This window comes from Streptomyces sp. DSM 120436 (assembly GCF_055778765.1).
Map to the genome: position 1 here is coordinate 4798625 of NZ_JBSKBS010000001.1, position 24598 is coordinate 4823222.

Here is a 24598-nt window from a genome sequence, read left to right on the forward strand (position 1 = left end):
ACCGTTGAAGCAACGCTCCGGACTCGACGGCAGGAGCCGCAACCGTGGGTGAACCGCACCCGCTCCTCAGGTGCTTCCTGGCCGCCGCCGACGGTTCCTTCCCGCCGGTCGACGGCGGGGTGACGGTGTTGCCGCCCCTGGCCGGAGGGCTCGAGTGCTCGGTCGCCTTCACCGGCCACGCAGTCGTGGCCACAGCCCTGACCAGCCAGGCCGTGCACGCCCGAGGAGCGGACGGCTTCGGTGTGTCGCTCTCGCCCGACTTCCTGCGCCCCTTGGCCGGCCCGAAGGGCTGGATCGACGCCATCGACGTGACACTCGCGGCCCGGGGTACGGGCGGCTCGCCGCGCCTGCCAGAGCTCTCCGACGCGGACGGCCATCCACGCGTCCGCCATGGCGACTGCGCGCCGCCGACCCCGTCCCCAGACGTTGCCGACGGACGTCGGCCCGCGGTCACACGGCAGTCGACGGCCCCATCAGCAGTCGGCCCATGGCGGCCAGCACGGACGGCTCCACCCGGTAGTAGACCCAGGTGCCACGCCGCTCGGAGGTGAGCAGTCCGGCCTCCTTGAGCTTCTTCAGGTGGTGGGAGACGGTGGGCTGGGAGACGCCGACGTCGGAGATGTCGCACACGCACGCCTCGCCCTCCTCGTGCGATGCCACGGCGGAGAACAGCCGCAGCCGGACGGGGTCGCCGAGCGCCTTGAACATCCGGGCGGCCGTCTCCGCCTCCTCGGCGGTCATCGGGCGCTCGGTGAGCGGCGGACAGCACGGCGCCACCGGGCCATCGGCCGGATCGAGCAACGGCAGCACCTTGGCATTCGACATGCGTCTATGTTGACATACGTCGAACCGGTGCGGGAGGCCACCAGGTCCGTCACCGGCGCGCGAGGCGGGCGGCCAGGCGCCGGGTCGCCCGCACGGTCCGCGTCCCGGTCCGAGCCGCGCAGAGAGTTCGACGGCAAACTGCGCTGCCGTCCCAGTCCGACGACGGTCGGGCCCGACACCCCGGTGGTGATGCCTTCGCAACGCAGGGGCGCCCCGCCGGTGTCCAGGCCGACAGCAGGCCGCACGGCTGGACGCCTCCGGTGCAACCGGCCGCGTCCCGCGCCGTAGCGGCGCGCCGGCGAGGGCGGGACCGGACCGGCCGCCGCCGATCACGCAACGTCGATGCGCCCGTGACCCACTCCCTTGGATTCGGTAAATGTCTATGTTGACGCTTGTCGATGCAGGTGCCATGCTGGGCCGCGCAAGTCATCGACAGACGTCGAAACACGCAAGGAGTCGCCATGAACGCGCCCGCCACCACCGAGCTGCCCGTCATCGTGATCGGAGCAGGCCCCACCGGTCTGGCCGCCGCCGCCCACCTCCTCGACCAGGGCATCGAGCCCCGGGTCCTCGAAGCAGGGGCCACGGCCGGCGCCTCGGTGCGCGAGTGGTCGCATGTGCGGCTGTTCTCCACGTGGGGAGAAGTCGTCGACCCCGCCGCCGAAAAGCTCCTCGCGTCCACCGGCTGGACGAGGCCGGACCCGGCCACCTACCCCTCAGGCGGCGACTGGGCCGACCTCTACTTGCGGCCGCTCGCCGAGGTCCTCGGCGACCGCGTCCGCTGCGACGCCCGGGTCACCGGCGTCTCCCGTGCCGGCCGGGACCGGATCGTGGACGCCGACCGCGAGAACCAGCCGTTCGTCGTGCACGTCACCCACGCCGACAACCGCGAGGAACGCGTGTACGCACGCGCCGTCATCGACGCCTCCGGCACCTGGGCCACGCCGTCCCCGGCCGGCGGCAGCGGCCTGCCCGCCCTGGGCGAGAAGGCGGCCGCGGACCGGATCGCCTACCGCGTCCCGGACCTGGAGAACCCAGCCGTCCGCGCCCGGTACGCGGGCAGGCGCACCGCCGTCATCGGCTCCGGCGCCTCCGCCTTCACCGCCCTCGCCCACCTCGCCGACCTCGCCAGGTCCGACGACGGCGCGGGCACCAAGGGCGTGTGGATCCTGCGCCGGGGCATCTCCGGCTCCACCTTCGGCGGGGGAGAGGCCGACCAGCTTCCGGTCCGCGGCGCCCTGGGCCTGGCGGCGAAGGCCGCCGTGGACGAGGGCCACGCGGACGCGGTCACCGGCTTCCGCACCGAGGTGATCGAACGGGCGGACGACGGCCGCCTGATCCTCGTGGGCGAGGACGGCCGCCGCCTGGACCCGGTCGACGAGGTGATCGTCCTGACCGGCTTCCGGCCGGACCTGTCCTTCCTCGACGAGCTGCGCCTGAACCTGGACGAGCGCCTCCAGGCCCCCGTCGCCCTGGCCCCGCTGATCGACCCCAACCAGCACTCCTGCGGCACCGTCTACCCACACGGCCACCGCGAGCTCGCCCACCCCGAGAAGGGCGTCTACCTGGTCGGCATGAAGTCCTACGGCCGTGCTCCCACGTTCCTCGCGATGACCGGCTACGAACAGGTCCGCTCCGTCGCCGCCGCGATCGCCGGCGACCTCGACGCGGCCGACCGCGTGGACCTCACCCTGCCCGAGACCGGAGTCTGCGGGGGCGCCGGCCTGTTCGACGCCCCCGACGCCGCGGAGGGCGACGGCGGGGGATGCTGTACGCCCGCACCGCAGCTCGTCCGGCTCAGCACCCCCACCGCAGCAGCCGGGGCGGCTGGTGCTGAGGAGACGTCGACGGATGGCTGCTGCGGCTAGGGCGTGTATCGAAGGTGTGTGCGGTGGTCGGTGTGGCGTAGTACTCCTGGAGAGCCTCGACACCGACCTATTGTCACCTGGGAGTCACCAATGGCCGTTCGCCGTGTAGTACCCAATGTCCAGTCGGAGGCCGCGCAGGAGAGCCGAGAGTTCTACGGCCTGCTCGGATTCGAGGAGGTCATGAACCACGGCTGGATCATGACGCTCGCGTCCCCGTCCAGTCCGATGGCGCAGATCAGCTTCATGGCCGATGACAAGAGCGCACCGGTCACCCCCGACGTGAGCGTCGAAGTGGATGACGTGGACGCGGCCTACGCGACCATGCGGGAGAACGGCGCGGAGATCGTTCATCCCCTGCAGGACGAGGAGTGGGGGGTGCGCCGGTTCTTTGTCCGTGACCCCAACGGCAGGGTGGTCAACGTGCTGGGTCACCGTTGACGGTCCTCCGGCTGCAGGGGAATGCGAGTCACAGCCATTCGTCGATGACCGCGACGAGCACAGTCGCCTCGTAGCGGACGGCGAGTTTCTCGTAGCGGGTGGCCACCGCCCGGTGTCTCTTGAGCCGGTTGGTCCCGCACTCCGCCGCGTGCCGCCCCCTGGAGCCGATCTTGTCGGACTTCGGTGGGCGGCCACTGCGGGAGTCCGGCTCCTTGCGGTTGCGGGCGTGGGCGGCCTTGACCGGGACGGTGCGGCGGATCCCGCGCCGACGCAGGCAGGCGCGGTTCCTGCGGGAGCCGTACGCCCGTCGACCGCGGCCCCCGGTATTGGTTCCGCCTGGCCGGTACACAAGTTCGCTCACCGTCCTATGTCTCGCGGACTAGGTGGCGTTCCTCCTGGTGGACGAAGGCGCGGCGGATCCCGCGCGAAATGATCAAGACATGAACCGCATGGAAGTCTTCGTCGCGTTGCTCGCCGTTCTGGCCGTCGCCGTGACCGCATGGTGGAAACCCCTCAAGACACTGGCGTTCTGGCAGCTCGTCCTGGTGTGCGCCCTCTCCTACCCCGTGGGCGCGGCGCTGTTCGAGGCGCTGGAGCCAGCAGAGGGCGCCGCCGCGTGGGCCGAGTGGACCTTCCTGCTCAGCGTCGGCCTTCTGTGCTGCGTGCTCGTCACATCCGCCCTCGAGGGGTTCGGGTCCTCGCGAAACGCACCCGCCGACCGGACCGCCGACCGCCGCAACCGCGACGCCTGAGCGTCCGCACCCCCTCCTCCCTCACCCGTCAACGACCTGGAGACCGACACCAGCATGCCCGCACACCACCGCACGCCCCGGTTCGCCGTCGCCCTGGCATCACTCGCCGTGTTGGCGGCCACCGCGGTCACGGCCTGCGACCCCGGGGCCGATCCAGGCCCCGACACCACGGCTGCAACGCCCCCGGTGCCCGCCGCGCTCCTCGATCAGGAACTGAAGTGGCGTGCGTGCTCCGCCCCTTCCGTCGCCCAGGGCGGCGGCGACAAGCCTGAGAAGCTCCCGGACGGAACGACGTGGCAGTGCAGCACCATGAAGGCACCGCTGGACTACGCACGCCCCGACGGCGAGACCGTCGACCTGGCCCTCATCCGCGCGAAGGCGGCCCCGGACTCCGGTGGCGAACGCCTCGGCTCCCTGCTCTTCAACTTCGGCGGCCCCGGTGATTCCGGGGTGACGACCCTCCCCCTCGTCGCCGGCGACGACTACATGGAGCTGCACGAGCGCTACGACCTGGTGGGGTTCGACCCCCGCGGGATCGGCGACAGCGCCGGTGTGCAGTGCCTGGACGCGAAGGACATGGACGCCTGGCTGGCCTCGGACTCCACCCCGGACGATGCCGCGGAGGAGAAGGCCCACGCCCGTGGGGTACGCGCGTTCGCCCGGGCATGCGAAAGCAGGTCCGGCGCGGTGCTGGACCACGTCGGCACGCAGGAGGCCGCACGCGACCTCGACCTGATGCGCCGTGTCCTCGGTGACGAGAAACTGAACTACTTCGGCGTCTCCTACGGAACGCAGCTCGGCGGCGTCTACGCGCACCTCTTCCCCGAGAACGTCGGGCGGCTGGTCCTCGATGCCGTCGTCGACCCCACCGAGGACGTCCTGGCCGGCGCGCTCGGCCAGAGCAAGGGCTTCCAGCGCGCCCTGCGCAACTTCCTCGAGGACTGCGCGCGACAGGACTCGTGCTTCTTCGAAGGAACGGACCCGAAGCAGGGCGAGAAGGACATCATCGCGCTGCTCGAGCGCCTGGACGACGACCCCCTGCCCACGGAGTTCGGACGCACCCTCTCCCAGAGCCAGGCGCTCAACGGGATCGCCGCAGCCCTCTACGACCAGGAGGGCTGGATGCTGCTCAGGGGCGGGCTGGCAGCGGCCATGGACGGTGACGGCACCACGCTGCTCCTGCTGGCCGACAGCTACAGCCAGCGTGTCGACGACGACGGATACGCCACCATCAACTCCGCCAACACAGCGGTGAACTGCGCCGACTACAAGGACCGTTTCACCGTCAAGGACGTGCGCCGCCACCTGCCCGAGTTCCGTAAGACGTCGCCGGTGTTCGGCGCATGGCTGGCCTGGGGGCTGCTCCAGTGCACCGACTGGCCTGTGGACGGCCACGCCTCCACCGTCGACGTGTCGGCCGACGGTGCGGATCCCGTCCTGGTCATCGGCAACACCGGTGACCCTGCCACTCCTTACGAGGGCGCCAAGAAGATGGCGGACCGACTGGGCGACGGAGTGGGCGTCCACGTCACCGTGAAGGGCGAGGGCCATGGCACCTACGGCGTCAACGACTGCCTGACCGGTCTGGTCGACGAGTACCTGCTGGACGGAACGGTTCCGAAGAACGGCACCGTCTGCTCGTGACGGGGTCCGGCGCGGCGGAACCGACGGACCCGGCCGCCGCCCCGCGCCGGTGAACAGCTCACCCTCACCGACGGAGGGAGGCAGGCGGGTCATCCGCCGGCACTGCGCCCGGGGGCGCGGTCGCCCGGCCGCCGGAGGTCCGCAATGGGGTGCCTCCGCGGTGGACGGGCCGCCCCACACGCCGACTGACACCGCACGACGCCCGACACACGGCTTCGTCTGGCCGGTCTGCGGCGTGCGACGGCAGGGCGGGTTCCGATGGGACGGGGGAACCCACCAGGACGCCGACGTCAGATTGCGCGGCAGCGTTCGCCCGCGTATCGGAAGGGGCGGGAGGCGGCCGGCCGTGACTTCCCTGTGGCGGCACCTTCCCCTCACAAGGCGCTCGGCTGTAATGCGTCGAAGCGTCAGGTCATATGAGCTGATCAACGGGATCGGTCGGAGCACCCTGGTCGTCACAGGTGTGGCGTCAAACGTGTCACACCCGCTCATTCAGCAGTTCCCCCGGCGCCAAAAGCGAAGACCGGGATCCCGTGGCTCCTCCCGGCGGTTCCATGGGTCACGGATGCAGGCCCGAAATCGTCGGGTCGCGGAAGACAGGTGACGCACATGCGAGATGAGGCCGCCAAGCGGGTCGAGCTGGTCTTCTCCCTCTTCGACGCCAACGGCAACGGAGTCCTCGACTCCGGCGACTTCGACCTGATGACAGGCCGCGTTCTGGAAGCGGCGGCCGCTTCGGACGACGGTGCCAAGGACGCCATCAGAGCCGCGTTCCGCCGCTACTGGACGACGCTGGCCACGGAACTGGACGCCGATGGCGACGGTGTCGTCTCCGTGGAGGAGTTCCGTCCCCTCGTACTGGACCCCGAGCGTTTCGGACCCACGGTCGCCGAGTTCGCCGAGGCCCTCTCCGCACTCGGCGACCCCGACGGGGACGGCCTGATCGAGCGCCCCCTGTTCGTGTCGTTGATGACGGCGATCGGCTTCGAGGAGGCGAACATCCACGCCCTCTTCGACGCCTTCGGCCCGGACGCCGACGACCGCGTCACCGTGGCCGCGTGGGCCGCCGGCATCAAGGACTACTACGCCCCGGACAAGGCCGGGATCCCGGGCGACCGGCTGGTGGCGGCCCGCGCCGTCTGACCCGGCTCGCCAGGGGCCGCACCGCCGACGGCCGGTACGGCCCCTGGCCGGACGTCCGCGTCGCCAGTCCCGGGCGTTCGTCGGTACCCGGGCGTCAGGGCGCGAGCTTGCGCGCGAACACCCAGCGGTTTCCCTCCAGCGCGTCGTTGGGCTCGGGAAGGGGGCCACGCCCGTGCAGCCTGGTGAACTCGAAGGGCGTGTGCACCGAGGTGGACCAGCCCCTGGACGCCAGGGCGCCCGCGGAGTCGGGGCGTGGTCCCTTGTCGAAGAGGTGGAGCAGGTCGATGCCGATCAGCCGGCGCGTCGCCGTGTAGATCGGGCTGTCACGGTACGCCAGGAGATCCTTCTCCAGCTTGGCCTCGAAGGCCAGAGCACTGCCTGCGGCGGTCAGCCGGTCCACCGTGTCGACGAGGTACGTCTCGGCGGGGCCCGGCAGGTAGAAGAGGAGTCCCTCGGCCAGCCAGACGCTGGGGGCGGCCGGGTCGAAGCCGACGGTGGCGAGCGCTCCGGCCCAGTCCTCACGCAGGTCGACCGGCACGGGGACGCGTTTCGCCCTGGGAGCGGCCGACAGGCCCGTGAGCACCCGTTCCTTGAACGCCAGCACGCCCGCCCTGTCGATCTCGAAGACGACGCAGTCGGACGGCAGGTCCAGACGGAAGGCGCGGCTGTCCAACCCCGCCCCCAGCAGGACCACTTGGCGGGCGCCCGCATCGGCCGACCGGAGGACGAAGTCGTCGAGCACCCTCGTCCGCAGGCCGAAGTAGCGGGCGAACCTCCCCCACAGCGGATTGTCGTCCCCGTCCGGAACCTCCTCGATGCGCACCGGCCAGTGCGTGCAGGCAGGGGCCGCGCGCACGAAGTGCTCGGCGTAGGCGTCCTGGGCCAGACTGTCGTGGCGGTGGGTTTCGACGGCGCGTGACGCGGCGACCAGGAGGGCGGTCAGGCCCACTCCTCCGTCCACGCCTTCCACGTCCGTGTGTCGGGGTGTCGTGCCTGCCATGCTGCCTCCGTCGGCGGGAGTGGGAGCTGCGAGATGTCATGGGACGGGGTGAGCGGGCGCCCGGCGCCGCGGGCCGCGGTCATCGGCTCGCCTTGTCCGGGAGCAGGACGGGTTTGACCGTACGGCCCGCGTCGCAGTCGCGTTCGGCCTCGTTGATGTCGGACAGGGGATAGGTGCGGATCAGCTGGTCGAAAGGGAAGCGTCCGGCCCGCCACAGTCCGATCAGCCGGGGGATCAACAGCGCGGGCACGGCGTCCCCTTCGCAGATGTGGCGCACGCTGCGGCCGCGGTCGAGGGTGCCCGGTTCGAGGGTGAGCGGGCCGTGGAGGCGTGCCACCAGACCGAGGGTGCCGGTGGGACGCAGTGCGTGGAGCGCCTGGTTGATGAGCGGCGGCGAGGCGGTGGTGTCCAGCGCGTAGCGGGCGCCGCCGTCGGTCAGCCGCCGGATCCGCCCGGGCAGGTCGGGTGAGGCGGCGGGCAGCGGGACCGCGCCGAACCGCTCGGCCGCGGCGAGCCTCTCGGGATGCCGGTCGACGGCCACGGTCGGCGCGCCCGCGGCGGTCGCCGCCATCACCGCGGTCAGGCCGACCGCGCCCGCGCCGAGGACGACGAGGGTGTCGCCGGGTCCCGCGCCGAAGGTGTTCAGCACGGCTCCGGCACCGGTGAGGGAGCCGCAACCGAGGGGTCCGAGCAGTTCGAGCGGCAGCGCGGGGTCGACCCGTACGGCGTTGCGAGCGGAGACGAGGGCGTACTCGGCGAACGAGGACTGCCCGAACCAGCGGGGCGCCAGCGCGGTGCCGGACGCGTCGGTGAGCCGGGACGGCTCCCCCTCGCGTCCCCCGAAGAGGTTGAGGGAGGCGAAGGAGTCGCAGTAGGCGGGGGCCGCGCCGCGGCAGGCCGGGCAGTGTCCGCAGGAGTCGAAGCTGAGCACGACGTGGTCACCGGCACCGATCCCGGTGTCCGGGCCGCCTCCCGTGCGCACCACCACCCCGGCGCCCTCGTGGCCGAGGACGGCGGGCACCGGGCTCCGGCCGGCCGATCGCCGGACCGCGAGATCGGTCCGGCACATCCCGGTGCCCGCGATCTCGACCAGGACCTCGCCGACGGCCGGCTCCGTCCGCAGAACCACCTCCTCCACCGTGAACGGGGCGTCGTACGCGCGGAGTACGGCTGCCTGGAACCTCATGCGTCACGCCTCCAGCGGGCGGTGGACGACGAACGGCCGGAGGTTGCCGTACAGCCCCCACGGCCCGCCCGCGACACCGACGCCGCTGTCCTTGACGCCCGCGAAAGGCTGGGCCAGGGACAGTTCCGCGTGGTGGTTGACCCAGACGGTGCCGCAGTCGAGCCGCTCGGCCACCGCCTCGGCACGGTCGAGATCGGTGCCCCACACGGAGCCGCCCAGTCCGAAGCCGGTGCCGTTGGCCGCGTCGACGGCTTCGTCGAGGCTCCGGTACGGCAGCACCGGCAGCACCGGTCCGAACTGTTCCCCGGTCACCACCGGGCTGTCGGGCGGCACGTCGACGAGGACGGTGGGAGCGAAGAAGTAGCCCGGACCGTCCTGCCGGCGGCCGCCCGCCGCGGCCCGCGCGCCGTCCGCCAGAGCCTGCCGTGTGAGCTGCTCGACGCGGGCCAGCTGCGGGGCGTTGTTGACCGGGCCCAGCTCGGTCGCGGGGTCCAGGCCGGGACCGACGGCGACGGTCTTCGCCCGCTGGGCGAGGGCTTCGACGACGTCGGCGTGCAGCCGGGCGGGGACGTAGAGGCGTTTGACCGCCATGCAGACCTGTCCGCAGTTGCGGAACGCCGCCCAGAACAGCCGGTCGGCGATCCGCTCCACGTCGACGTCGTCGAGCAGGACGGCCGCGTCGTTGCCGCCCAGCTCCAGCGTCACCCGGGCGAGCGAGGCCGCCGCCGCCCGGGCGACCGCCCGCCCGGTGGACACCGATCCGGTGAAGGTGACGTGGCGGATGCCCGGATGGGACACGAGACGGGCACCGAGGGGTTCGCGGCCGGTGACGACGGTCAGGACGTCCTCGGGCAGGACGGCGGCGAGGACGGACCCCAGCATCCGGGTGGCCAGCGGGGTGAACGGAGAGGGTTTGAGGACGACGGTGTTGCCGGCCGCCAGAGCGGGTGCGAACTTCGCCGCCGCGAGCTGCAGGGGAAAGTTCCACGGCACGATCGCGGCGACGGGCCCGAGCGACCGCCACCGGATCTCGCTGCGCACCGGCCGGCCGTCGTCGATCGGCCGGGTCCGGGGGGCGAGGTCCGCGAAGTAGCGCAGGCGGGCCGCCGTACGGGCGACCTCCGCGTACGACTCGGCCAGGGGCTTGCCCTGTTCCCGGGTGAGCGACCGGGCGAGGCCCTCGCCGGCCGCTTCCACCGCGTCGGCCGCCGCGCGCAACGCGGTGGTGCGCGCGGCGGGGTCGGCCCGCCAGACGCTCCAGGCCCGGTGCGCCCGGCCGATCACGGCGTCCAGCTCGTCCGGCTGCTGATCGGGGGCCTCGTCGAACGCTTCCCCGGTGGCCGGGTCGACGACGGGGAAGCGGAGCGCCCCGGGGCCGGGCACGCGCTCGGGCTCGGTGGTCGGCATGGCGGCGGTCAGCGCGCTGCGGGAAGGCCGGCGGCGCGCTCCCGGTCGTGCCGGTCCATCTCCGCCCGGAAGGCGGCCACCAGGTGCGGCTGGATCCTCCCGGCGTTGCGGTCGCCGCCCTCGCAGACCGCTCCCCGCACGCCCACGATGTCCGTACCGATGCGGGTCAGCTCGCCGAGGTCGTCCTGCCGGACACTGCCCGCGAGGGCCGCGAGCCGGCCGGACGCGTGGGCCCGCCGGACGAACTCGGCGCAGACGTCCGGCGGAACATGGCCGAACAACCGTGTCCCGTCCTTCACGGCGGTGTCCAGCATGGCCGCGTCGGCGCCGGAGCGGGCCGCGATGTCGGGCACCGCGAGCGGATTGACGCAGCCGACCCGGTGGGCGTCGGCATAGCCCGAGGCGACGACGAGCGCGTCCGGGTTGTGCTCCTTCACCGCCCGGACGACGGCGCGCATGACCTCGATGCCCTGGTCAGGGGTCGTGCATCCGTAGAGACCGACCTTGATGTACGTGGCTCCGGAGACGACCGCGCCGAGCGCGGCCTGGGCCACCGTGCCGGGCTTGTAGGGGACATCTCCCACGGTCGCGGACACCGGCTTGTCCGCCGGGACCGCTTCGCGTATCTCCCTGATGACCCAGGGGAAGTTCGCGCCGAGAGAGCCCTCGTCGGGCTTCTTGACGTCGACGATGTCGAGGTGCTCCGCCGCCTTGGCGCAGTCGAGCGCTTCCTCGACACCGTCCGGGGAGATGAGAAGCAACACCTGGCCTCCTTCGCCGCGGATCCGCCCGGTCGATGACCGGGGCCGCGGATCGCCTGGTTCCCGTGTGGTGCGCTCATCATTTCCGTCGCCCTTCGCACCAGGAAGGGCGCACGGAGTGTTCATTGAGTGAGCGGGGCCAGGCCCCATGCGCCGTGCACACCGGAGCGAACGGGCCTGCGGCGCGGCCCGGTTCCGCGGGCGCCCCCGCCTCGCCGACCCGGTCGTCACTCGTCGGGACCGTCCGTGGTGCCCCGCGGGAGGGCGCACACCCTGTCGTCAGGAGCGTCCCCTGCCCCCGAGAGCGGCGACGCCGACGCCCTGTCACCCGCGCCGGCCACGCACTCGGTACCGCCGAACCGCTCCACCCGGAGCCACGCCATGACCGCCGGCGAGCGCGACAGCGCACCCGGTCCCGCGCCGGACGGCGACGGACAGCGCGGTCGCGGTCTGGGCGAAGGTGCGGAGGAGCCCGGCGCCACGCCGCCGGTGACGCCACCTGACACAGGCCGCACCGATGAGTTTCCGCGGCGGGACCGGTCTGAAGGGGTATGAGAACTCACACGCTTGAGACAGCCGGCGCGGACCTCGTCTACGACGTGCGGGGGCCGCTGCCGACCAGTGACGGACGACCGCCCTTGCTGATGATCGGGCAGCCCATGGACGCTTCCGGCTTCGCCGCGCTCGCCGCGCGCTTCCCCGAGCGGACCGTGGTCACCTACGACCCGCGCGGCCTCGGTCGCAGTGTCCGCAAGGACGGACGAACCGACCACGCACCGCGGACCCAGGCCGACGACGTGCACGCCGTCATCGAGGCGCTCGGGGCCGGGCCCGTCGAGATGTTCGCCAGCAGCGGCGGAGCGGTCACCGCGCTCGCGGTGGTCGAGAAGTACCCCTCGGACGTGACCACGCTGGTGGCGCACGAGCCGCCGCTCATCACCCTGACACCGGACGGCCCCGCAGCCGTGCGGGCGCGGGCCGGGGTCCGGGAGGCGTACGAGAAGCGGGGATGGGGGGCCGGGATGGCCGCGTTCGTGGCCATGACCTCGTGGGCGGGCGAGTTCACCGACGCGTACTTCGCGCAGCCCGCGGCCGATCCCGCCGCGTTCGGGATGCCCACCGAGGACGACGGCTCGCGCGACGATCCGCTGCTGTCCGACCGGTCGTGGGCGGTCAGCGGCTACCGGCCGGACGCCGATGCGATCACCGCCGCGCCGACCCGCGTGGTGATCGCGGTGGGCGAGGAGTCCGAGAACCTGCTGACGGCACGCACCTCCGTCGCGGCCGCCGAACTCCTCGGGCAGGAGGCGGTCGTGTTCCCGAGCCATCACGGCGGCTTCTGCGACGGGGAGTTCGGCCATCCGGGGAAGCCGGACGAGTTCGCGCTCCGCCTGCGCCAAGTCCTCGACGGCGCCGCGTAGGACACCGGGAGCGGGAGGTCCCGCCCAGGTGGACCCGGCGCGCCGAACGCTGCGAGGCCGAGGGCAGGCCGGCCCTCGGCCTCGCAGCGCGAGGAAGCCTGTGCCCGTGCGGGCCCTTGCCCCGCCCTCTCGTTCCTCCTGACGCACCGACGGAAGAGCGCCCGGACCGCACAGCGGGGGCACGTCGCCGTCTTCCGCTCGAACAACCGCCGCGCCCAGGAGGAACGAGTGCCTGGGACGGCCGTGCACCGACGGGGGAGCGGAACACCTCAGGATCCGGGACGAGGGCGGGCCCACCGCGACCACGTGGACGTCTGTTCCAAGCACGCATCGGCGGGGGAGCGCAGCCTCTTCACGGGCCGGCACACCGGATCGAGCGCGGCACTGAGCGGATGCCGAGCGTTCGACCTCGTAGCCGGTGTCGGGCCGGGCCGCGGTCAGCGGGGAGGCGCTCGTCGCCCAGACGGTCGACGAGACGGCGGTACGGGCGCCCTGGACGGAGGCGCCGACCGTCGATCGTCCCGCACCGCACGGCCCCTCGCCGGTCACCGGCGTTTCGGGCGACTCCGCCTCCGGATCCACCGCGTCCACCCCGTGCCGACCATAAACGGAACCTCGTGTACCGCTTGGATCAAGATGCAGGTAAGGTAAGCCTACATTTACTTCGGCGCGCGGCTCTTCCGTACCGGAACGCCCACGTCGATCCTGTCCGTCGGTGCCGTGCACCGACGCCGCCCGTTGCAATGGAGCCGTCAGAGCATGCTTACGCGCCGCCGTCACCTCCTCGCCGCCACCGCGGCATCCACCGTTCTGGCCTTCGGTCTCGCCGGGTGCGCGGGCGGCGAATCCGACGGGAAGGGCTCGGCCGACGCCGTCGCGAAGAAGGACGCCGCGTCGTCGGTCGAGATCGAGGACAACCACGGGACGCAGAGGGTCCGGCTGCCGGCGAAGAGCGTCGTGGCGACCGACAACCGCACGTTCCAGACCCTGTCCGATTGGGGCGTGAAGCTGGCCGCCGCGCCGGTCGACCTGATCGCGAAGGACAACCCCTACAAGACCGACGAGTCGATCGTGAACCTCGGGACGCACAACGAACCCGACCTCGAGGCGATCGTCGCGGCCGAGCCCGACCTGGTCATCAACGGGCAGCGCTTCGCCTCGTACCGCGAGGACATCAAGAAGCTCGCCCCCGACGCGACGGTCGTCGAGCTGGACCCGCGGGAGGGGAAGCCCTTCGACGAGGAGCTGAAGCGGCAGGTGAGGGGCCTGGGGAAGATCTTCGGGCACGAGAAGGACGCGCAGAAGCTGGTCGAGGACTTCGACGCCGCGATCGCGCGGGCCAAGAAGGCCTACGACCCCGAGGACCGTGTGATCGGCGTGGTCACGTCGGGCGGCGAGATCAACTACGCGGCGCCGGGCACCGGCCGTACGGTCGGCCCGGTCTTCGACATCCTCGGGCTGACCCCCGCGATCGAGGCCGAGGGCTCCACCGACCACCAGGGTGACGACATCTCCGTCGAAGCGATCGCCGCGGCGAAGCCCGACCTGATGATCGTGCTCGACCGCGACGCGGCCGTCAGCGCCAACACGTCCGAGACCTACGTCCCGTCGAACGAACTGCTGAAGGACTCCAAGGCGCTGCGGAACGTTCCCGCCGTCAAGAACGACAACATCGTGTACTTCCCGCAGCTCACCTACGTGAACGAGGGCATCCAGACCTACACCGCCTTCTTCGACGACCTCGCCGACAAGCTCGAGGCGAACGCCTGACCGTTCGGGCACGACCTGTCGAGCCCGTGGGGACGGGCCGGTGCTTCCGGCCCGTCCCCACGGGCCCGCCGCGGCGGGGTGACACCACCGACGCCGCGCGGACCACCCCGTCCCAGACCGAGAGCACACCGGCATGTCCCACCCACCCACCGGCGCCCCGACAGCCGGGCGTCCGTCCCCCGCCGCCGCCGGGCCCGCCCCCGCGCGCACCCCCCGGGCCCGCCTGTTCACCTGGCCGCTGCTGATCGGCCTCGCCGTCACCACCGGGCTCGTCGTCCTGTCCCTCTTCGTCGGTGTCTACGACATCTTCGGGGCGCGGGACGGAGCCGAGATGTTCACCATCACCCGCATTCCCAGGACCGTCGCGCTCGTGCTCGCGGGAGCCGCGATGGCGATGTCGGGCCTGGTGATGCAGCAGCTCACGCAGAACCGCTTCGTGGAGCCGACCACCACCGGCACGACGGAGTGGGCCGGACTCGGACTGCTCCTGGTCATGATCCTGGCGCCCGAGGCGCCCCTGCTGGTGAAGATGTGCGCCGCGGTCGCCGCCGCCTTCGCCGGAACGATGATCTTCTTCCTGTTCCTGCGCCGGGTGACGTTGCGCTCCTCCGTCATCGTCCCCGTCGTGGGCATGATGCTCGGCGCCGTCGTCGGCGCCGTCTCCTCCTACATCGCCCTCTCCACGGACATGCTGCAGAGCATGGGCGTGTGGTTCCTCGGCTCGTTCACCTCGGTGCTGCGCGGCCAGTACGAACCGCTGTGGGCGGTCGCGATCGTCGTCGTGGCGGTCTTCGTCGCCGCCGACCGCTTCACCCTGGCCGGTCTCGGCCAGGACATCGCCACCAACGTCGGCCTGAACTACAACAGGGTCGTGCTGCTGGGCACCGGACTCATCGCCGCCGCCACCGGCATCGTCACCGTCGTCGTCGGCAACCTGCCCTTCCTGGGACTCATCGTGCCCAACATCGTCTCCCTGTTCCGCGGCGACGACCTCCGGTCGAACCTGCCCTGGGTGTGCCTGACGGGCATCGCGACGGTCACCGTCTGCGACATCATCGGCCGTGTCGTCGTCATGCCCTTCGAAGTGCCGGTCGCCCTGATCCTGGCGATCTTCGGCTCGGTCGTGTTCATCTCCCTCCTGCTGAGGCGGCACCGCCGTGCCTGAAAGGACTTCCGCCCCGGCCGCCCCCCGCCCGGCCCGCCGCTCCGGCGCCCTGCCCACCGCGCGGGCACGCCGCCGTTATCTGGTCGTCCTGACCGCACTGGCCGCCCTCAGTGTGCTCGTCGTCCTCGGCAACCTCGCCTGGGGCAACCCGATGCCCTTCGGCAGTGCCGGCTTCTGGCGCATCGCCGAGCTGAGGGCGACGAACGTCGTGGTCGTCGTCCTCGTCGCGTTCTGCCAGGCACTGGCCACGGTCGCCTTCCAGACCGTCACGAACAACCGCATCATCACCCCCTCGATCATGGGGTTCGAGTCCCTCTACCGGGTGATCCAGACCGGCGCGGTGTTCTTCCTCGGCGTCGCCGGCGCCACCCTCGTACAGGGCGTGTGGCAGTACGTCCTGCAGGTCGTCCTCATGATCGGCTTCGCCGCCCTGCTCTACGGATGGCTGCTGTCGGGCAGGTACGGCAACCTCCAGCTCATGCTCCTGATCGGGATCGTCCTCGGCGGCGGTCTCGGGGCGCTGTCGACCTTCATGCAGCGGATGCTGACCCCCACCGAGTTCGACGTGCTCACCGCCCGTCTGATCGGCAGCGTCGCCAGCGCCGACGCGAGTCACCTCGCCGTCTCGGTCCCGCTCGCCGCGGTCGCCGGCGGGACGCTGTGGGCCGGGAGCCGCCGCCTGAACGTCCTCGCGCTGGGCCGCGAGGCCTCCCTCAACCTCGGCGTGAACCACCGGCGCGAGACGATCGCCGCACTGCTGCTCATCTCGGTGCTGATGGCCGTCTCCACCTCGCTCACCGGCCCGATGACGTTCTTCGGGTTCCTCGTCGCGATGCTCGCCTACCAGCTCGCCGACACCCACGACCACCGCTACGTGTTCCCCGTCGCCTGGCTCACCGGCATCGTCGTCCTGGGCGGCGCCTACTTCGTCCTGAAGAACGTCTTCTACGCGGCCGGCTCGGTCGGCGTCATCATCGAGATCGTCGGCGGCACGTTCTTCCTCGTCCACCTCCTGAGAAAGGGACGGTTGTGATCACCCTCACGCAGGTCGTCAAGCGCTACACCGAGGACGTCGCGATCGGGCCCGTCGACCTCACCCTCCCCGCCGGCGGACTCACCGCCCTCGTCGGCCCCAACGGCGCCGGCAAGTCGACACTGCTGACCATGATCGGCCGGCTCCTGGGCATCGACTCGGGGTCGATCGAGATCGCCGGCTACGACATCGCCGCCACGGACTCGAAGGACCTCGCCAGGATCGTCTCGATCCTGCGCCAGGAGAACCACTTCGTCACCCGCCTCACCGTGCGCCAGCTCGTCGGATTCGGACGCTTCCCCCACTCCCGGGGGCGGCTCACCGTCCAGGACGAGGAAGTCGTCAGCCGTTCCATCGACTTCCTGGGACTGCGGGAGCTCGAGGGCCGCTATCTCGACGAACTGTCCGGCGGCCAGCGGCAGCGCGCCTACGTCGCGATGGTGCTCGCGCAGGACACCGACTACCTGCTGCTGGACGAACCCCTCAACAACCTCGACATGCGGCACTCCGTGCAGATGATGCAGCACCTGCGCCGCGCCGCCACCGAACTCGGACGCACGATCGTGATCGTGCTGCACGACATCAACTTCGCCGGCCACTACGCCGACCGCATCTGCGCGGTCAAGAACGGGACGGTGCGCCACGTCGGCAGCCCGGAGGAGATCATGCGCGACGACATCCTCACGGACGTCTTCGACACTCCCGTCGAGATCACCGAAGGCCCCCGGGGCAGGATCGCGGTCTACTACTGAGCCTTCACCGGGTGTTCTCATCAGGCGTCTTCCGGGCGCACGGCGGTACGCGGTGCCGGTGCGCGATGAGGGACGGGGGCGGCCGCACGATGCCGGTGACCGCCGTACGACGCCGCCGCTCGCGGAGCGCCCCGCGGCCCCTCCCCGCCACCGGCGACCGCAACCACGTCCTCAGGCCGGCGACGCCGTCCCACCCGTGCGCGGCTGACCGGAAGGCTCGGACGCAGGCCGGCGTCACCGTTCGTCGCCCCCGGCTGAGACCGCCACGTCCGCCGCGCCCCGGCCCGCGCCGGCGGCGCCGTGTCGGCGATCGCCCTGCGCGGCGCCCGGCAGGTTCACCGCCGCTCCGGCCGTCGCTCGAGGCCTGGACGTCACCGCCCCGTGCAACGGCTGGTTCACCTCCTCGCGATCCACGGACTGCTGATCACGGACAGCGCCCTTCAGGTCGGACATGTTCGACATGTCCGTCAGGGGCCGGTGTCGAGTTGGACGTGCTCGATGTCCTCGTCCAGGAAGGCGGCCAGGTCCCGCGCCTCCGCATGGACGGCTTCTTGCTCCGGGGCGGTCAGGGGCCGGAGGGGACTGACGCGGAGCCGGTGGTCGCGCACCGTCCAGGTGGCGGTGACGCGTCCGTCGACGAGGACGGTGCGGTGGCCTGCCACGGACAGGCCGAGGTGGGGAGCGTCGATGATGCGGCTGCGGTCGTGGTAGCCGAGGACGGCGTTGTCGAAGGCCGGGAGGAACCGGACGGGGGCCGGGGTGTCGGGGTGGGGGCGGGGCGCGTCGGGCAGATCGAGCAGTTCGCGGCCGCGTTCGTCGCGGAAGACGACGAGTTCCTCCCGGCAGGCCTTGACAGCGGCGGGGAGGCCGGCGAGGCCGCACCAGGCGCGCAGGTCCGCACCGGCGGCGGGTCCGTAGGCGGCGAGGTAGCGGCGCAGCAGTCGCTGTCCGGCGGGATCGCCGTCCCCGGTGGGCAGGGGGTCGATGTCCCGTTCCAGCCAGGTGGCCAGCGGCAGGTTGCGCACGCCTGCCTTCCGCTGCCACAGGCCGCGGGGCGGGAGTTGGACCATGGGGATGAGGGCTGCGACGAGCAGCTCGCCCAGGGCGCGGCGTGGCGGGCCGGGCCAGCGGTCTTCGAGGGCTCGTACGAGTTCGCGCATGGTGCGGGGCTGCTGGTCGGCCATCACCGCGCGGCCGGCGGCGGCGACCTCGTCCAAGTCGACGCCGGCCAGTTCGTTTCGGTAGGTGCCCAGTACGCGTTGCCGGAGCATGGTGTCGTGACGGGCCCGCCAGGCGAGCGCGTCGCCCGCGGTGACGAGGTGGACGGTGCGGCGCATCAGGTGGGTGCGCACCACCGTGCGGCCGGTCAGCGCGTCGTCCAGTCGTCCGGGTTCGAAGCCGGCCAGGCGGGACCACAGGCCGATGAAGGGTTCCTGGGGCTCTTGCGCCTGCAGGCCGCACAGGTGGGCCACCGCCTCGGGCACGGAGGTGCCGGTGCGCGTGAGCAGGTGCTGACGGGCGAGGGTGGCGCGGTTGAGGGCGCGGTTGCCGAGGACGGTCATGGTGCGTGCTCCCATGAGGGCGGAGGCGGCGTCGAGGGCTGGTGGCGAAGGCCATGGCCTTCCTTTTCGTTGCCGTACGTGTCCGGGAACCGCGCCGTCCGGGCCGCCGCGCGTGTCGCCGCGGCGGCCCGGACGGCACGGATCATGTCCGGCCGGTTCAGCCGTTGTACGGGGCGGTGACGTCCAGGACCCAGGTGACCCCGAAGCGGTCGGTGAGCATGCCGTACAGCGGCGCCCACTGCGCGGGCTCCAGCGGACGCACGACGGTCGAGCCCTCGGCGAGCTTGCCCCACAGGGCGCTGATCTCCTCGGCGTCGTCACCGCGTACGGAGACGAAGAACGGGTTCTCGCCCTGGTTCCAGGGCAGGTGTGAGGGCACGTCGTAGGCCATGACGTGGAAGCCGTTGTCGCCGGACACCTCACCCCACATCACCCAGTCCGCCTCGCTGTCGTTCTGCACGGCGCCCGCGTCCTTGTAGGTGACCGCGACGGTGCGTCCGCCGAAGACGGACCGGTAGAAGTCCAGCGCCTCGCGCGCGGCGCCCCGGAAGTTCAGGTGAGTGGTGGTCGTGACGGACATGGCCGGTTCCTTGCCTCGAGGTGAAAAATACGTCGCCGCCCTGTCAGTCCCCGCTGGCGACTGTCGTGACCAGGGGCGATGCCCCCTGAGCGGCTTGTACGCCACCTTGGCAGGAGTACCGGACAGGATGTGTCCTCCACTGCGGGGATCATGGATCTCATGCAGAAGACGTCATCCCGGTTGCTCGCGCTGCTCTCGCTGCTCCAGACCCCTCGTGACTGGTCCGGCGAGGATCTCGCCGGGCGTCTGGAGGTCACCTCGCGCACCGTGCGCCGCGACATCGACCGGCTGCGCGGTCTCGGCTACCCGATCACCACCGTCAAGGGTCCGGACGGCGGTTACCGCCTGGAGGCCGGCGCCCGCATGCCGCCCCTGCTGTTCGACGACGACCAGGCCGTCGCCCTGGCCGTCGCGCTGCAGACCGCGGCCACCGGCACCGCCGTCGCCGAAGACGCCGCCCGGGCCCTGGCCACCCTTCGCCAGGTCATGCCACCCCGCCTGCGCCACCGCATCGACCTGCTGCGTGTCACCGCCGTCCGACCGCCCGCGGCCGGCGACGACCCCGAGGTGGACCCCCAGGTGCTGATGGAGCTCAGCCGCGTCATCCACGCCCGCCAGGAACTGCGCCTCGACTACACCCCGGACGCGAGCACCTCGGCCGGCGCCCCCCGCCGGGTACAGCCCCACCACCTGGTCACCTGGCGCCATCGCTGGTACCTCGTGGCCTTCGACCTGGGCCGCGAGGACTGGCGCACCTTCCGCGTCGACCGCATCCGGCCCCGCACACCCGCCGGCCCCCGCTTCACCCCTCGTGAACTTCCCGGCGGCGACGTCTCCACGTTCATCACCAGCCGCTTCCGCGGCAACGACGGCACCACCGCCGACTGGCCCTGCCGAGGCGAAGTCGTCCTCCACCTCCCGGCCGCCGACGTCGCCCCCTTCGTCCAGGACGCAGTCGTCGAGGAACTCGGCCCCCGGCGCTGCCGGCTCACCCTCGGCTCCTGGTCCTGGACCGCACTCGCCACCACCCTCGGCCACTTCGACACCGACATCGACGTCATCGGCCCGCCGCAACTCACCGCGGCATGCGCAGGCCTCGCCGCCCGCTACGCCCGCGCCGCGGAACCGGGGGCCGGCCCCCCGCTGTGAGAACACCCTCCGCAATCGCCACCCACGCCCTGTGCGGGTGGCGCGTGACCGTCGTGCGGAAGGCACGGACCTCTGGAGCGCACCGGATCAGCGTCCGTTCCTGCCCCGAACCCGAGAGGGAGATCAGCCCGCACCCCGAAGCCCGGTGGCCCTGACCGCCCCGGCTGCCTGAAGGCCGTCCTGCGACGTGCACCCATTTGGCCTGCCGTGATGGCGAGGCACACCGAGTCCGGTGAGGGTGGGGGCGGGACCGTCGCCGACCCCCGCCAGATCCACCCATCTCCCGCGAAGGAGCTCACCATGTCCGAACGCAATACCGCCATCCGCAGTCTGCACGATCTTGGTCTGGCCGCCTGGTTCGGTGGCTCACTGATGGGGGCGGTCGGCCTCAACGGCGCGGCCGAGAGCGAAGGCAGCACGGAAACGGCCCGAGACCGGATCTCCTCGGCGGGCTGGGCGAAGTGGACGCCGGTCAACGCCGCCGCGATCGGCGCGCACCTGTTCGGCGGCGGCGGGCTGCTCGCCGTGAACGCGCACCGGGTCGCCACCCAGCAGGGTGTGGCCGCCTCCACCACGGCCAAGACCGTCGTCACCGCCGCGGCTCTGGCCGCCACCGCCTACGCCCGCGTCCTGGGCAAGAAGGTCGAGCTGGCCTCTTCCACCGACCCTGATGACGCCGAGAAGGCGGCCAAGCACCCGATCGACCTGGAGAAGGCACGGCGGCAGCTGCACATGGCGCAGTGGGCGGTGCCGGCCCTGACCGGATGCCTGGTGGTGCTCAACGCCCTGCACGGCGAACAGCAGCGCCCGACCGAGCAGATTCCCGGCATGTGGGAGCGGGCCCGCTCCGCGACCCACCTGATGGCGTGACGCACCGCGAGACGGACGGAAAGTGATCAGCGGCTACGGCGCGCCCGCACCCGTGCGTTCCTGGTGTGCTGTCGTGGCATGTCTGCGACGACTGGGGGCACTCGAGGCGAGCTAGGGCGGACCGGGCATCCGGGGCCTGCCTCCGAGCGTGAAACAGGGAGTTGCCATGTCCACACATGCACGTGCCGCCCGCACCGCCCGAACCCCGGTACAGCAGGCCGCCCTGGCCGTGGGCGCGGTCTTCCTCCTGGTCGGAGTCCTCGGCTTCATCCCGGGCATCACCACGAACTACGACACCATGGAGTTCGCCGCGCACCACTCCGAGGCCAAGCTGCTGGGCATCTTCCAGGTGTCCGTCCTGCACAACCTGGTGCACCTGGCCTTCGGCGTCGCCGGACTGGCACTGGCACGCACCGCTGCCAAAGCACGGCTGTACCTCCTGGCCGGCGGCGCCGTCTACCTGGTCCTGTGGCTGTACGGGATGGTCATCGACCACGACAGCGCCGCGAACTTCGTCCCGCTCAACACCGCCGACAACTGGCTCCACCTCGTGCTCGGCCTGGGGATGATCGCGCTGGGCACCCTGCTCACCCGCAAGTCCGCCCCGACACGGACCGCCGGCTGACCGGTGCAGGCGCCTGATCACACCCGTCCGGTCACCCGGCCGACGACACGCTTCCGGGGCCGTCCCGCCACGCGCGGGACGGCCCCGGGCCGTCGTGGTCGGCCGGGGGCGGGGGTCTGCTACTTCAGGTAGACGATGCCGTCGGTGGTGATGGCCGGGCGGCCCTTGGTCCCGACGACGACGATCTTGATCGTGTGTTTGGCGCTGCCGCTCCAGGTCCTGGTCCAGATCGCGTCGCGGTACTTGGTGGTGGACGACTTCAGGTCCACGGTGGCGGCCTTCTTGCCGTCCACGTAGACGTGGGCCTGGCCGGAGGTGGCGGCGCGGGAGACGGTCCAGGCGACGGAGCGTCCGGTGAAGGTCCAGCTCAGCGAGGCGTTCTTGGTGGAGCTGGTGTACGACTTGCCGCCGAGGTAGCTGGCGGAGGACTTGGTCGTCCACGTGCCGGACTTGGCGGCGGAGCTCTCCTGGAGGATGACCGGGGTTCCCGCGACCGAGGCGGTGGCGGTGTTGCCGGCCCGGTCGTAGGCCTTCATCGACCAGGTGGTGGCGGCGCCGGACTTGGCGGTGTGGCCGGCGCTGGTGACCGTGGGGCCGTAGGTCTTGGCGGTCGGGGCGGTGAGCCGGACCTCCTTCAGCGCGACGCCGTCGGCGGCCCTCCACTTCAGCGTCAGCGGAACGGCGGCTGTGTTGACGGTGCCGGTGCGCAGGGCCAGGTTCGGCTTGGTGGTGAAGGCGGGGGCGGTGGTCTCGGCGACGACGGTCGCGGCCGCCGTGGTGGTCGTCCTGCCCGACTGGTGGACGGCGCGGACGGCCACCTGGTGGGTGCCGGCGGTCAGGGTGGCCTTGGCGGAGGTGGCGGTGCCGGGGGCGGTGGCCACGACCTTGCCGTCCACCAGGAGTTCGTATGCCGAGACGAGCGCGGCCGGGGTGGTGGCCGACCAGTTCGCCGTGATGCCGGCCCTGGTGTAGGTGGTCGAGCCGGAGGCGCTGTTGCCGGTGACGGACTTCAGGGTGAGGCCGGAGACCGGTCCGCCCGCCCAGGTGCGGATGGTGGCGAGCTTGGCGTAGAAGGCGTCGCCGGGGCACTGGGTGTTGTAGCCGTCGCGGTGGCCGTGGATCGCGGGCAGGGCCAGCCGAGCGCCCTTGGCCCAGGTCTTCCCGGCATAGCTGCGGCCGCTGTCGCCGGCGGTGAGGGTGGCGGTGCCGGTGGGGGCGACGCCGTACTGGCCGAGCTTCCACGCGGCGATCCGGGCGACGGAGGCCATGGCGGCCGTGGAGGGCGCGGTGGAGGTGTGGGTGCCCAGCACGGATATGCCGGTGGTCTCGGCATTGAAACCGTAGGCGTGGGCGCCCATCACCGGCCGGTCGACCCCGCCCTTGCGTCCCTCGTAGACCCTGCCGCACTTGTCGACCAGGAAGTTGTAGCCGATGTCCTTCCAGCCCAGCTGCTTCACGTGGTACGCGTAGATGCCGCGCACCACGGCCGGGGCCTGGGCGCAGGTGTAGTCGTTGGACTCGGCGGTGTGGTGCACCACGACCGCCTTGATCTTCCCGCCGGGCAGGTAGCCCGGCTCCTCCGGACTGATCGACTCGTCCGCGCCCCAGGCGGCGCGGGAGGTGATCGGCGGACGGGGCGCGGTGGACGGCGGCGCGGGCGGGGCGTTCACCGGAGGGCTGGGGGAGGCGGTGGGCGAGGAGGCGTCCGATTCCGGGGCGGACGGCGAGACGGGGGCCGACGGTTCGGTCACCGGGGGTTCCGGCGCCGGAGGCTCGGAGGGGGACGGCTCGGGCGGCGTCTCGGAGGCGGGAGTCTGCGGGGTGGTGGCGTCCGGCTGCGGTCCGGTGCCGGTCTCCGGTTCGGCGGCCGGGGGAGTGGGCTCCTCGCTCTCCTCGCTGCCTTCGGCCACGTACGCCGCCGGTTCCAGCGCGGTGACCTCGCCGCTGCCGGGGTCGACCAGGTCCAGGCGCAGGCCCTCGGGCAGCCTGGCCGAATCCTTTCCGTCGACCCGCACCTCGACGCCGTCGGACGGGCCCACCCACGCCGGTTCGGTACCACCGCGCACGGCGCCGCCCTCGCCCTGGCCGCTGTCGCCGTCCAGGGCCAGCCACCGCGACCAGTCCTGCGTGCCGGCGGCCCGGGTGCGGACCTCGACCGTGCCGCCGACGCGGGCGGACGGGTCGGACCAGGTCACGCCGAGCATGCTGAACGGCCCGGTGTCCCGCTTGCCCAGCACGGCGGAGGTGCCGTCCCCGGAGACCCGCAGCGCGGTGGTCTCCGCCTTGCTGGTGACGGGCCCCGGCGCACCGTCGGCGTGGGAGCCGCCGCTCTCCTGCCCCGTCACGGTCTGCAGGACGAGTGCCCCGGACAGGCCGGCCGCGACGACCGCGGACGCCTTCCAGAAATGCCGTGGTGTGCGCATGTCAGTTCGTGAGGTCCTTCTGCGTAAAGGGGGGAAACGGAGCGGGAAGCCCGCCGCCCGGACAGGCGGCACACGAAAGACTCACGTGACCGGGTGAAGGTTGTACGGCCACATAGACGTGCCGGAGCGAGAAGGCCGAAAACCGGCCGCGCGCGGTAAGTGAGCTGTCCTCGCCCGGGTGACCGGGATCACTTCCTGCGGGAGGCCGTGGCCGTGGTCACCGC

22 protein-coding genes are annotated in these 24598 nt (G+C 72.0%); 13 read left to right on the plus strand and 9 right to left on the minus strand.

Annotation, left to right across the window (positions count from 1 at the left end; genetic code table 11):
• Positions 1–450 precede the first annotated feature (450 nt).
• On the minus strand, positions 451–825 hold the full coding sequence (locus tag ACWH4W_RS21330; RefSeq protein WP_473077310.1) for an ArsR/SmtB family transcription factor: 375 nt from the start codon (positions 823–825) through the stop codon (positions 451–453).
• Between the two features lie 461 nt (positions 826–1286).
• Here ACWH4W_RS21330 and ACWH4W_RS21335 point away from each other — a divergent pair, with 461 nt between their 5' ends.
• Together ACWH4W_RS21335 and ACWH4W_RS21340 are read left to right on the plus strand one after the other, a co-directional pair.
• A complete protein-coding gene (locus ACWH4W_RS21335; RefSeq protein WP_473077311.1) occupies positions 1287–2693 on the plus strand; it encodes an NAD(P)-binding domain-containing protein in 1407 nt (468 codons plus the stop codon).
• 90 nt (positions 2694–2783) lie between these two features.
• Positions 2784–3131: a VOC family protein gene (locus ACWH4W_RS21340; protein WP_473077312.1), complete on the plus strand. Its 348-nt coding sequence runs from the start codon at positions 2784–2786 to the stop codon at positions 3129–3131.
• Positions 3132–3159: 28 nt separating this feature from the next.
• On the opposite strand, the gene ACWH4W_RS21345 is transcribed toward ACWH4W_RS21340, so the two are convergent.
• The gene (locus tag ACWH4W_RS21345) at positions 3160–3492 is read right to left on the minus strand and encodes a hypothetical protein (protein WP_473077313.1); all 333 of its coding nucleotides are present in this window, start codon (positions 3490–3492) and stop codon (positions 3160–3162) included.
• Between the two features lie 79 nt (positions 3493–3571).
• Here ACWH4W_RS21345 and ACWH4W_RS21350 point away from each other — a divergent pair, with 79 nt between their 5' ends.
• The 3 genes from ACWH4W_RS21350 (at position 3572) to ACWH4W_RS21360 (ending at position 6670) form a co-directional block, all read left to right on the plus strand.
• A complete protein-coding gene (locus ACWH4W_RS21350; RefSeq protein WP_473077314.1) occupies positions 3572–3883 on the plus strand; it encodes a hypothetical protein in 312 nt (103 codons plus the stop codon).
• A 54-nt stretch (positions 3884–3937) separates the two neighbouring features.
• Positions 3938–5527, plus strand: coding sequence for an alpha/beta hydrolase (locus ACWH4W_RS21355; RefSeq protein WP_473077315.1), 1590 nt, complete (start codon positions 3938–3940; stop codon positions 5525–5527).
• A gap of 609 nt (positions 5528–6136) precedes the next feature.
• A complete protein-coding gene (locus ACWH4W_RS21360; protein WP_473077316.1) occupies positions 6137–6670 on the plus strand; it encodes an EF-hand domain-containing protein in 534 nt (177 codons plus the stop codon).
• Between the two features lie 94 nt (positions 6671–6764).
• Here the strand turns inward: ACWH4W_RS21360 and ACWH4W_RS21365 are convergent, their stop codons facing one another.
• From ACWH4W_RS21365 to ACWH4W_RS21380, 4 genes are all read right to left on the minus strand, one after another.
• Positions 6765–7670 carry a class I SAM-dependent methyltransferase gene (locus tag ACWH4W_RS21365; RefSeq protein ID WP_473077317.1) on the minus strand — a complete coding sequence of 302 codons (906 nt, stop codon included), beginning with the start codon at positions 7668–7670 and terminating at the stop codon, positions 6765–6767.
• Positions 7671–7749: 79 nt separating this feature from the next.
• The gene (locus ACWH4W_RS21370; RefSeq protein ID WP_473077318.1) at positions 7750–8856 is read right to left on the minus strand and encodes an NAD(P)-dependent alcohol dehydrogenase; all 1107 of its coding nucleotides are present in this window, start codon (positions 8854–8856) and stop codon (positions 7750–7752) included.
• A gap of 3 nt (positions 8857–8859) precedes the next feature.
• Entirely contained in the window at positions 8860–10263 is a 1404-nt protein-coding gene (locus tag ACWH4W_RS21375; protein WP_473077319.1) for an aldehyde dehydrogenase family protein, read from the minus strand.
• Between the two features lie 8 nt (positions 10264–10271).
• Positions 10272–11027: a (5-formylfuran-3-yl)methyl phosphate synthase gene (locus ACWH4W_RS21380; RefSeq protein WP_473077320.1), complete on the minus strand. Its 756-nt coding sequence runs from the start codon at positions 11025–11027 to the stop codon at positions 10272–10274.
• Positions 11028–11575: 548 nt separating this feature from the next.
• Here ACWH4W_RS21380 and ACWH4W_RS21385 point away from each other — a divergent pair.
• The 5 genes from ACWH4W_RS21385 (at position 11576) to ACWH4W_RS21405 (ending at position 17165) form a co-directional block, all read left to right on the plus strand.
• The gene (locus tag ACWH4W_RS21385; protein ID WP_473077321.1) at positions 11576–12445 is read left to right on the plus strand and encodes an alpha/beta fold hydrolase; all 870 of its coding nucleotides are present in this window, start codon (positions 11576–11578) and stop codon (positions 12443–12445) included.
• Between the two features lie 759 nt (positions 12446–13204).
• Complete coding sequence (locus ACWH4W_RS21390; protein ID WP_473077322.1) at positions 13205–14215, plus strand: siderophore ABC transporter substrate-binding protein; 1011 nt, start codon at positions 13205–13207, stop codon at positions 14213–14215.
• 133 nt (positions 14216–14348) lie between these two features.
• Positions 14349–15380, plus strand: a complete 1032-nt coding sequence (locus tag ACWH4W_RS21395) for an ABC transporter permease (protein WP_473077323.1) — start codon at positions 14349–14351, stop codon at positions 15378–15380.
• The gene (locus ACWH4W_RS21400; protein WP_473077324.1) at positions 15373–16413 is read left to right on the plus strand and encodes an iron chelate uptake ABC transporter family permease subunit; all 1041 of its coding nucleotides are present in this window, start codon (positions 15373–15375) and stop codon (positions 16411–16413) included. Before ACWH4W_RS21395 ends, ACWH4W_RS21400 begins: the two co-directional genes overlap by 8 nt.
• A complete protein-coding gene (locus ACWH4W_RS21405; RefSeq protein WP_473077325.1) occupies positions 16410–17165 on the plus strand; it encodes an iron ABC transporter ATP-binding protein in 756 nt (251 codons plus the stop codon). The genes ACWH4W_RS21400 and ACWH4W_RS21405 overlap by 4 nt, the downstream gene beginning before the upstream one ends.
• A gap of 467 nt (positions 17166–17632) precedes the next feature.
• On the opposite strand, the gene ACWH4W_RS21410 is transcribed toward ACWH4W_RS21405, so the two are convergent.
• Positions 17633–18727, minus strand: coding sequence for a winged helix DNA-binding domain-containing protein (locus ACWH4W_RS21410; RefSeq protein WP_473077560.1), 1095 nt, complete (start codon positions 18725–18727; stop codon positions 17633–17635).
• Between the two features lie 157 nt (positions 18728–18884).
• Positions 18885–19307 carry a VOC family protein gene (locus ACWH4W_RS21415; protein ID WP_473077326.1) on the minus strand — a complete coding sequence of 141 codons (423 nt, stop codon included), beginning with the start codon at positions 19305–19307 and terminating at the stop codon, positions 18885–18887.
• Positions 19308–19466: 159 nt separating this feature from the next.
• Here ACWH4W_RS21415 and ACWH4W_RS21420 point away from each other — a divergent pair, with 159 nt between their 5' ends.
• The 3 genes from ACWH4W_RS21420 to ACWH4W_RS21430 all read left to right on the plus strand — a co-directional run bounded on the left by ACWH4W_RS21420 (position 19467) and on the right by ACWH4W_RS21430 (position 21951).
• Positions 19467–20456, plus strand: coding sequence for a helix-turn-helix transcriptional regulator (locus ACWH4W_RS21420; RefSeq protein ID WP_473077327.1), 990 nt, complete (start codon positions 19467–19469; stop codon positions 20454–20456).
• Between the two features lie 300 nt (positions 20457–20756).
• Positions 20757–21326: a hypothetical protein gene (locus ACWH4W_RS21425; RefSeq protein WP_473077328.1), complete on the plus strand. Its 570-nt coding sequence runs from the start codon at positions 20757–20759 to the stop codon at positions 21324–21326.
• 166 nt (positions 21327–21492) lie between these two features.
• A complete protein-coding gene (locus ACWH4W_RS21430; protein ID WP_473077329.1) occupies positions 21493–21951 on the plus strand; it encodes a DUF4383 domain-containing protein in 459 nt (152 codons plus the stop codon).
• Between the two features lie 119 nt (positions 21952–22070).
• Here the strand turns inward: ACWH4W_RS21430 and ACWH4W_RS21435 are convergent, their stop codons facing one another.
• Positions 22071–24374 (minus strand): peptidoglycan recognition protein family protein, encoded by a 2304-nt coding sequence (locus ACWH4W_RS21435; protein ID WP_473077330.1) that lies wholly within the window; start codon positions 24372–24374, stop codon positions 22071–22073.
• Positions 24375–24598: the final 224 nt, after the last annotated feature.

What these genes read in the sequence shown, in the direction of transcription:
- ACWH4W_RS21425 (WP_473077328.1), top strand. Translation starts at nt 20,757, where the DNA reads ATGTCCGAACGCAATACCGCCATCCGCAGTCTGCACGATCTTGGTCTG.
- ACWH4W_RS21370 (WP_473077318.1), bottom strand. Translation starts at nt 8,856, where the DNA reads ATGAGGTTCCAGGCAGCCGTACTCCGCGCGTACGACGCCCCGTTCACG.
- ACWH4W_RS21410 (WP_473077560.1), bottom strand. Translation starts at nt 18,727, where the DNA reads ATGACCGTCCTCGGCAACCGCGCCCTCAACCGCGCCACCCTCGCCCGT.
- ACWH4W_RS21365 (WP_473077317.1), bottom strand. Translation starts at nt 7,670, where the DNA reads ATGGCAGGCACGACACCCCGACACACGGACGTGGAAGGCGTGGACGGA.
- ACWH4W_RS21330 (WP_473077310.1), bottom strand. Translation starts at nt 825, where the DNA reads ATGTCGAATGCCAAGGTGCTGCCGTTGCTCGATCCGGCCGATGGCCCG.
- ACWH4W_RS21355 (WP_473077315.1), top strand. Translation starts at nt 3,938, where the DNA reads ATGCCCGCACACCACCGCACGCCCCGGTTCGCCGTCGCCCTGGCATCA.
- ACWH4W_RS21340 (WP_473077312.1), top strand. Translation starts at nt 2,784, where the DNA reads ATGGCCGTTCGCCGTGTAGTACCCAATGTCCAGTCGGAGGCCGCGCAG.
- ACWH4W_RS21360 (WP_473077316.1), top strand. Translation starts at nt 6,137, where the DNA reads ATGCGAGATGAGGCCGCCAAGCGGGTCGAGCTGGTCTTCTCCCTCTTC.
- ACWH4W_RS21435 (WP_473077330.1), bottom strand. Translation starts at nt 24,374, where the DNA reads ATGCGCACACCACGGCATTTCTGGAAGGCGTCCGCGGTCGTCGCGGCC.
- ACWH4W_RS21395 (WP_473077323.1), top strand. Translation starts at nt 14,349, where the DNA reads ATGTCCCACCCACCCACCGGCGCCCCGACAGCCGGGCGTCCGTCCCCC.
- ACWH4W_RS21390 (WP_473077322.1), top strand. Translation starts at nt 13,205, where the DNA reads ATGCTTACGCGCCGCCGTCACCTCCTCGCCGCCACCGCGGCATCCACC.
- ACWH4W_RS21415 (WP_473077326.1), bottom strand. Translation starts at nt 19,307, where the DNA reads ATGTCCGTCACGACCACCACTCACCTGAACTTCCGGGGCGCCGCGCGC.
- ACWH4W_RS21335 (WP_473077311.1), top strand. Translation starts at nt 1,287, where the DNA reads ATGAACGCGCCCGCCACCACCGAGCTGCCCGTCATCGTGATCGGAGCA.
- ACWH4W_RS21385 (WP_473077321.1), top strand. Translation starts at nt 11,576, where the DNA reads ATGAGAACTCACACGCTTGAGACAGCCGGCGCGGACCTCGTCTACGAC.
- ACWH4W_RS21430 (WP_473077329.1), top strand. Translation starts at nt 21,493, where the DNA reads ATGTCCACACATGCACGTGCCGCCCGCACCGCCCGAACCCCGGTACAG.
- ACWH4W_RS21420 (WP_473077327.1), top strand. Translation starts at nt 19,467, where the DNA reads ATGCAGAAGACGTCATCCCGGTTGCTCGCGCTGCTCTCGCTGCTCCAG.
- ACWH4W_RS21375 (WP_473077319.1), bottom strand. Translation starts at nt 10,263, where the DNA reads ATGCCGACCACCGAGCCCGAGCGCGTGCCCGGCCCCGGGGCGCTCCGC.
- ACWH4W_RS21350 (WP_473077314.1), top strand. Translation starts at nt 3,572, where the DNA reads ATGAACCGCATGGAAGTCTTCGTCGCGTTGCTCGCCGTTCTGGCCGTC.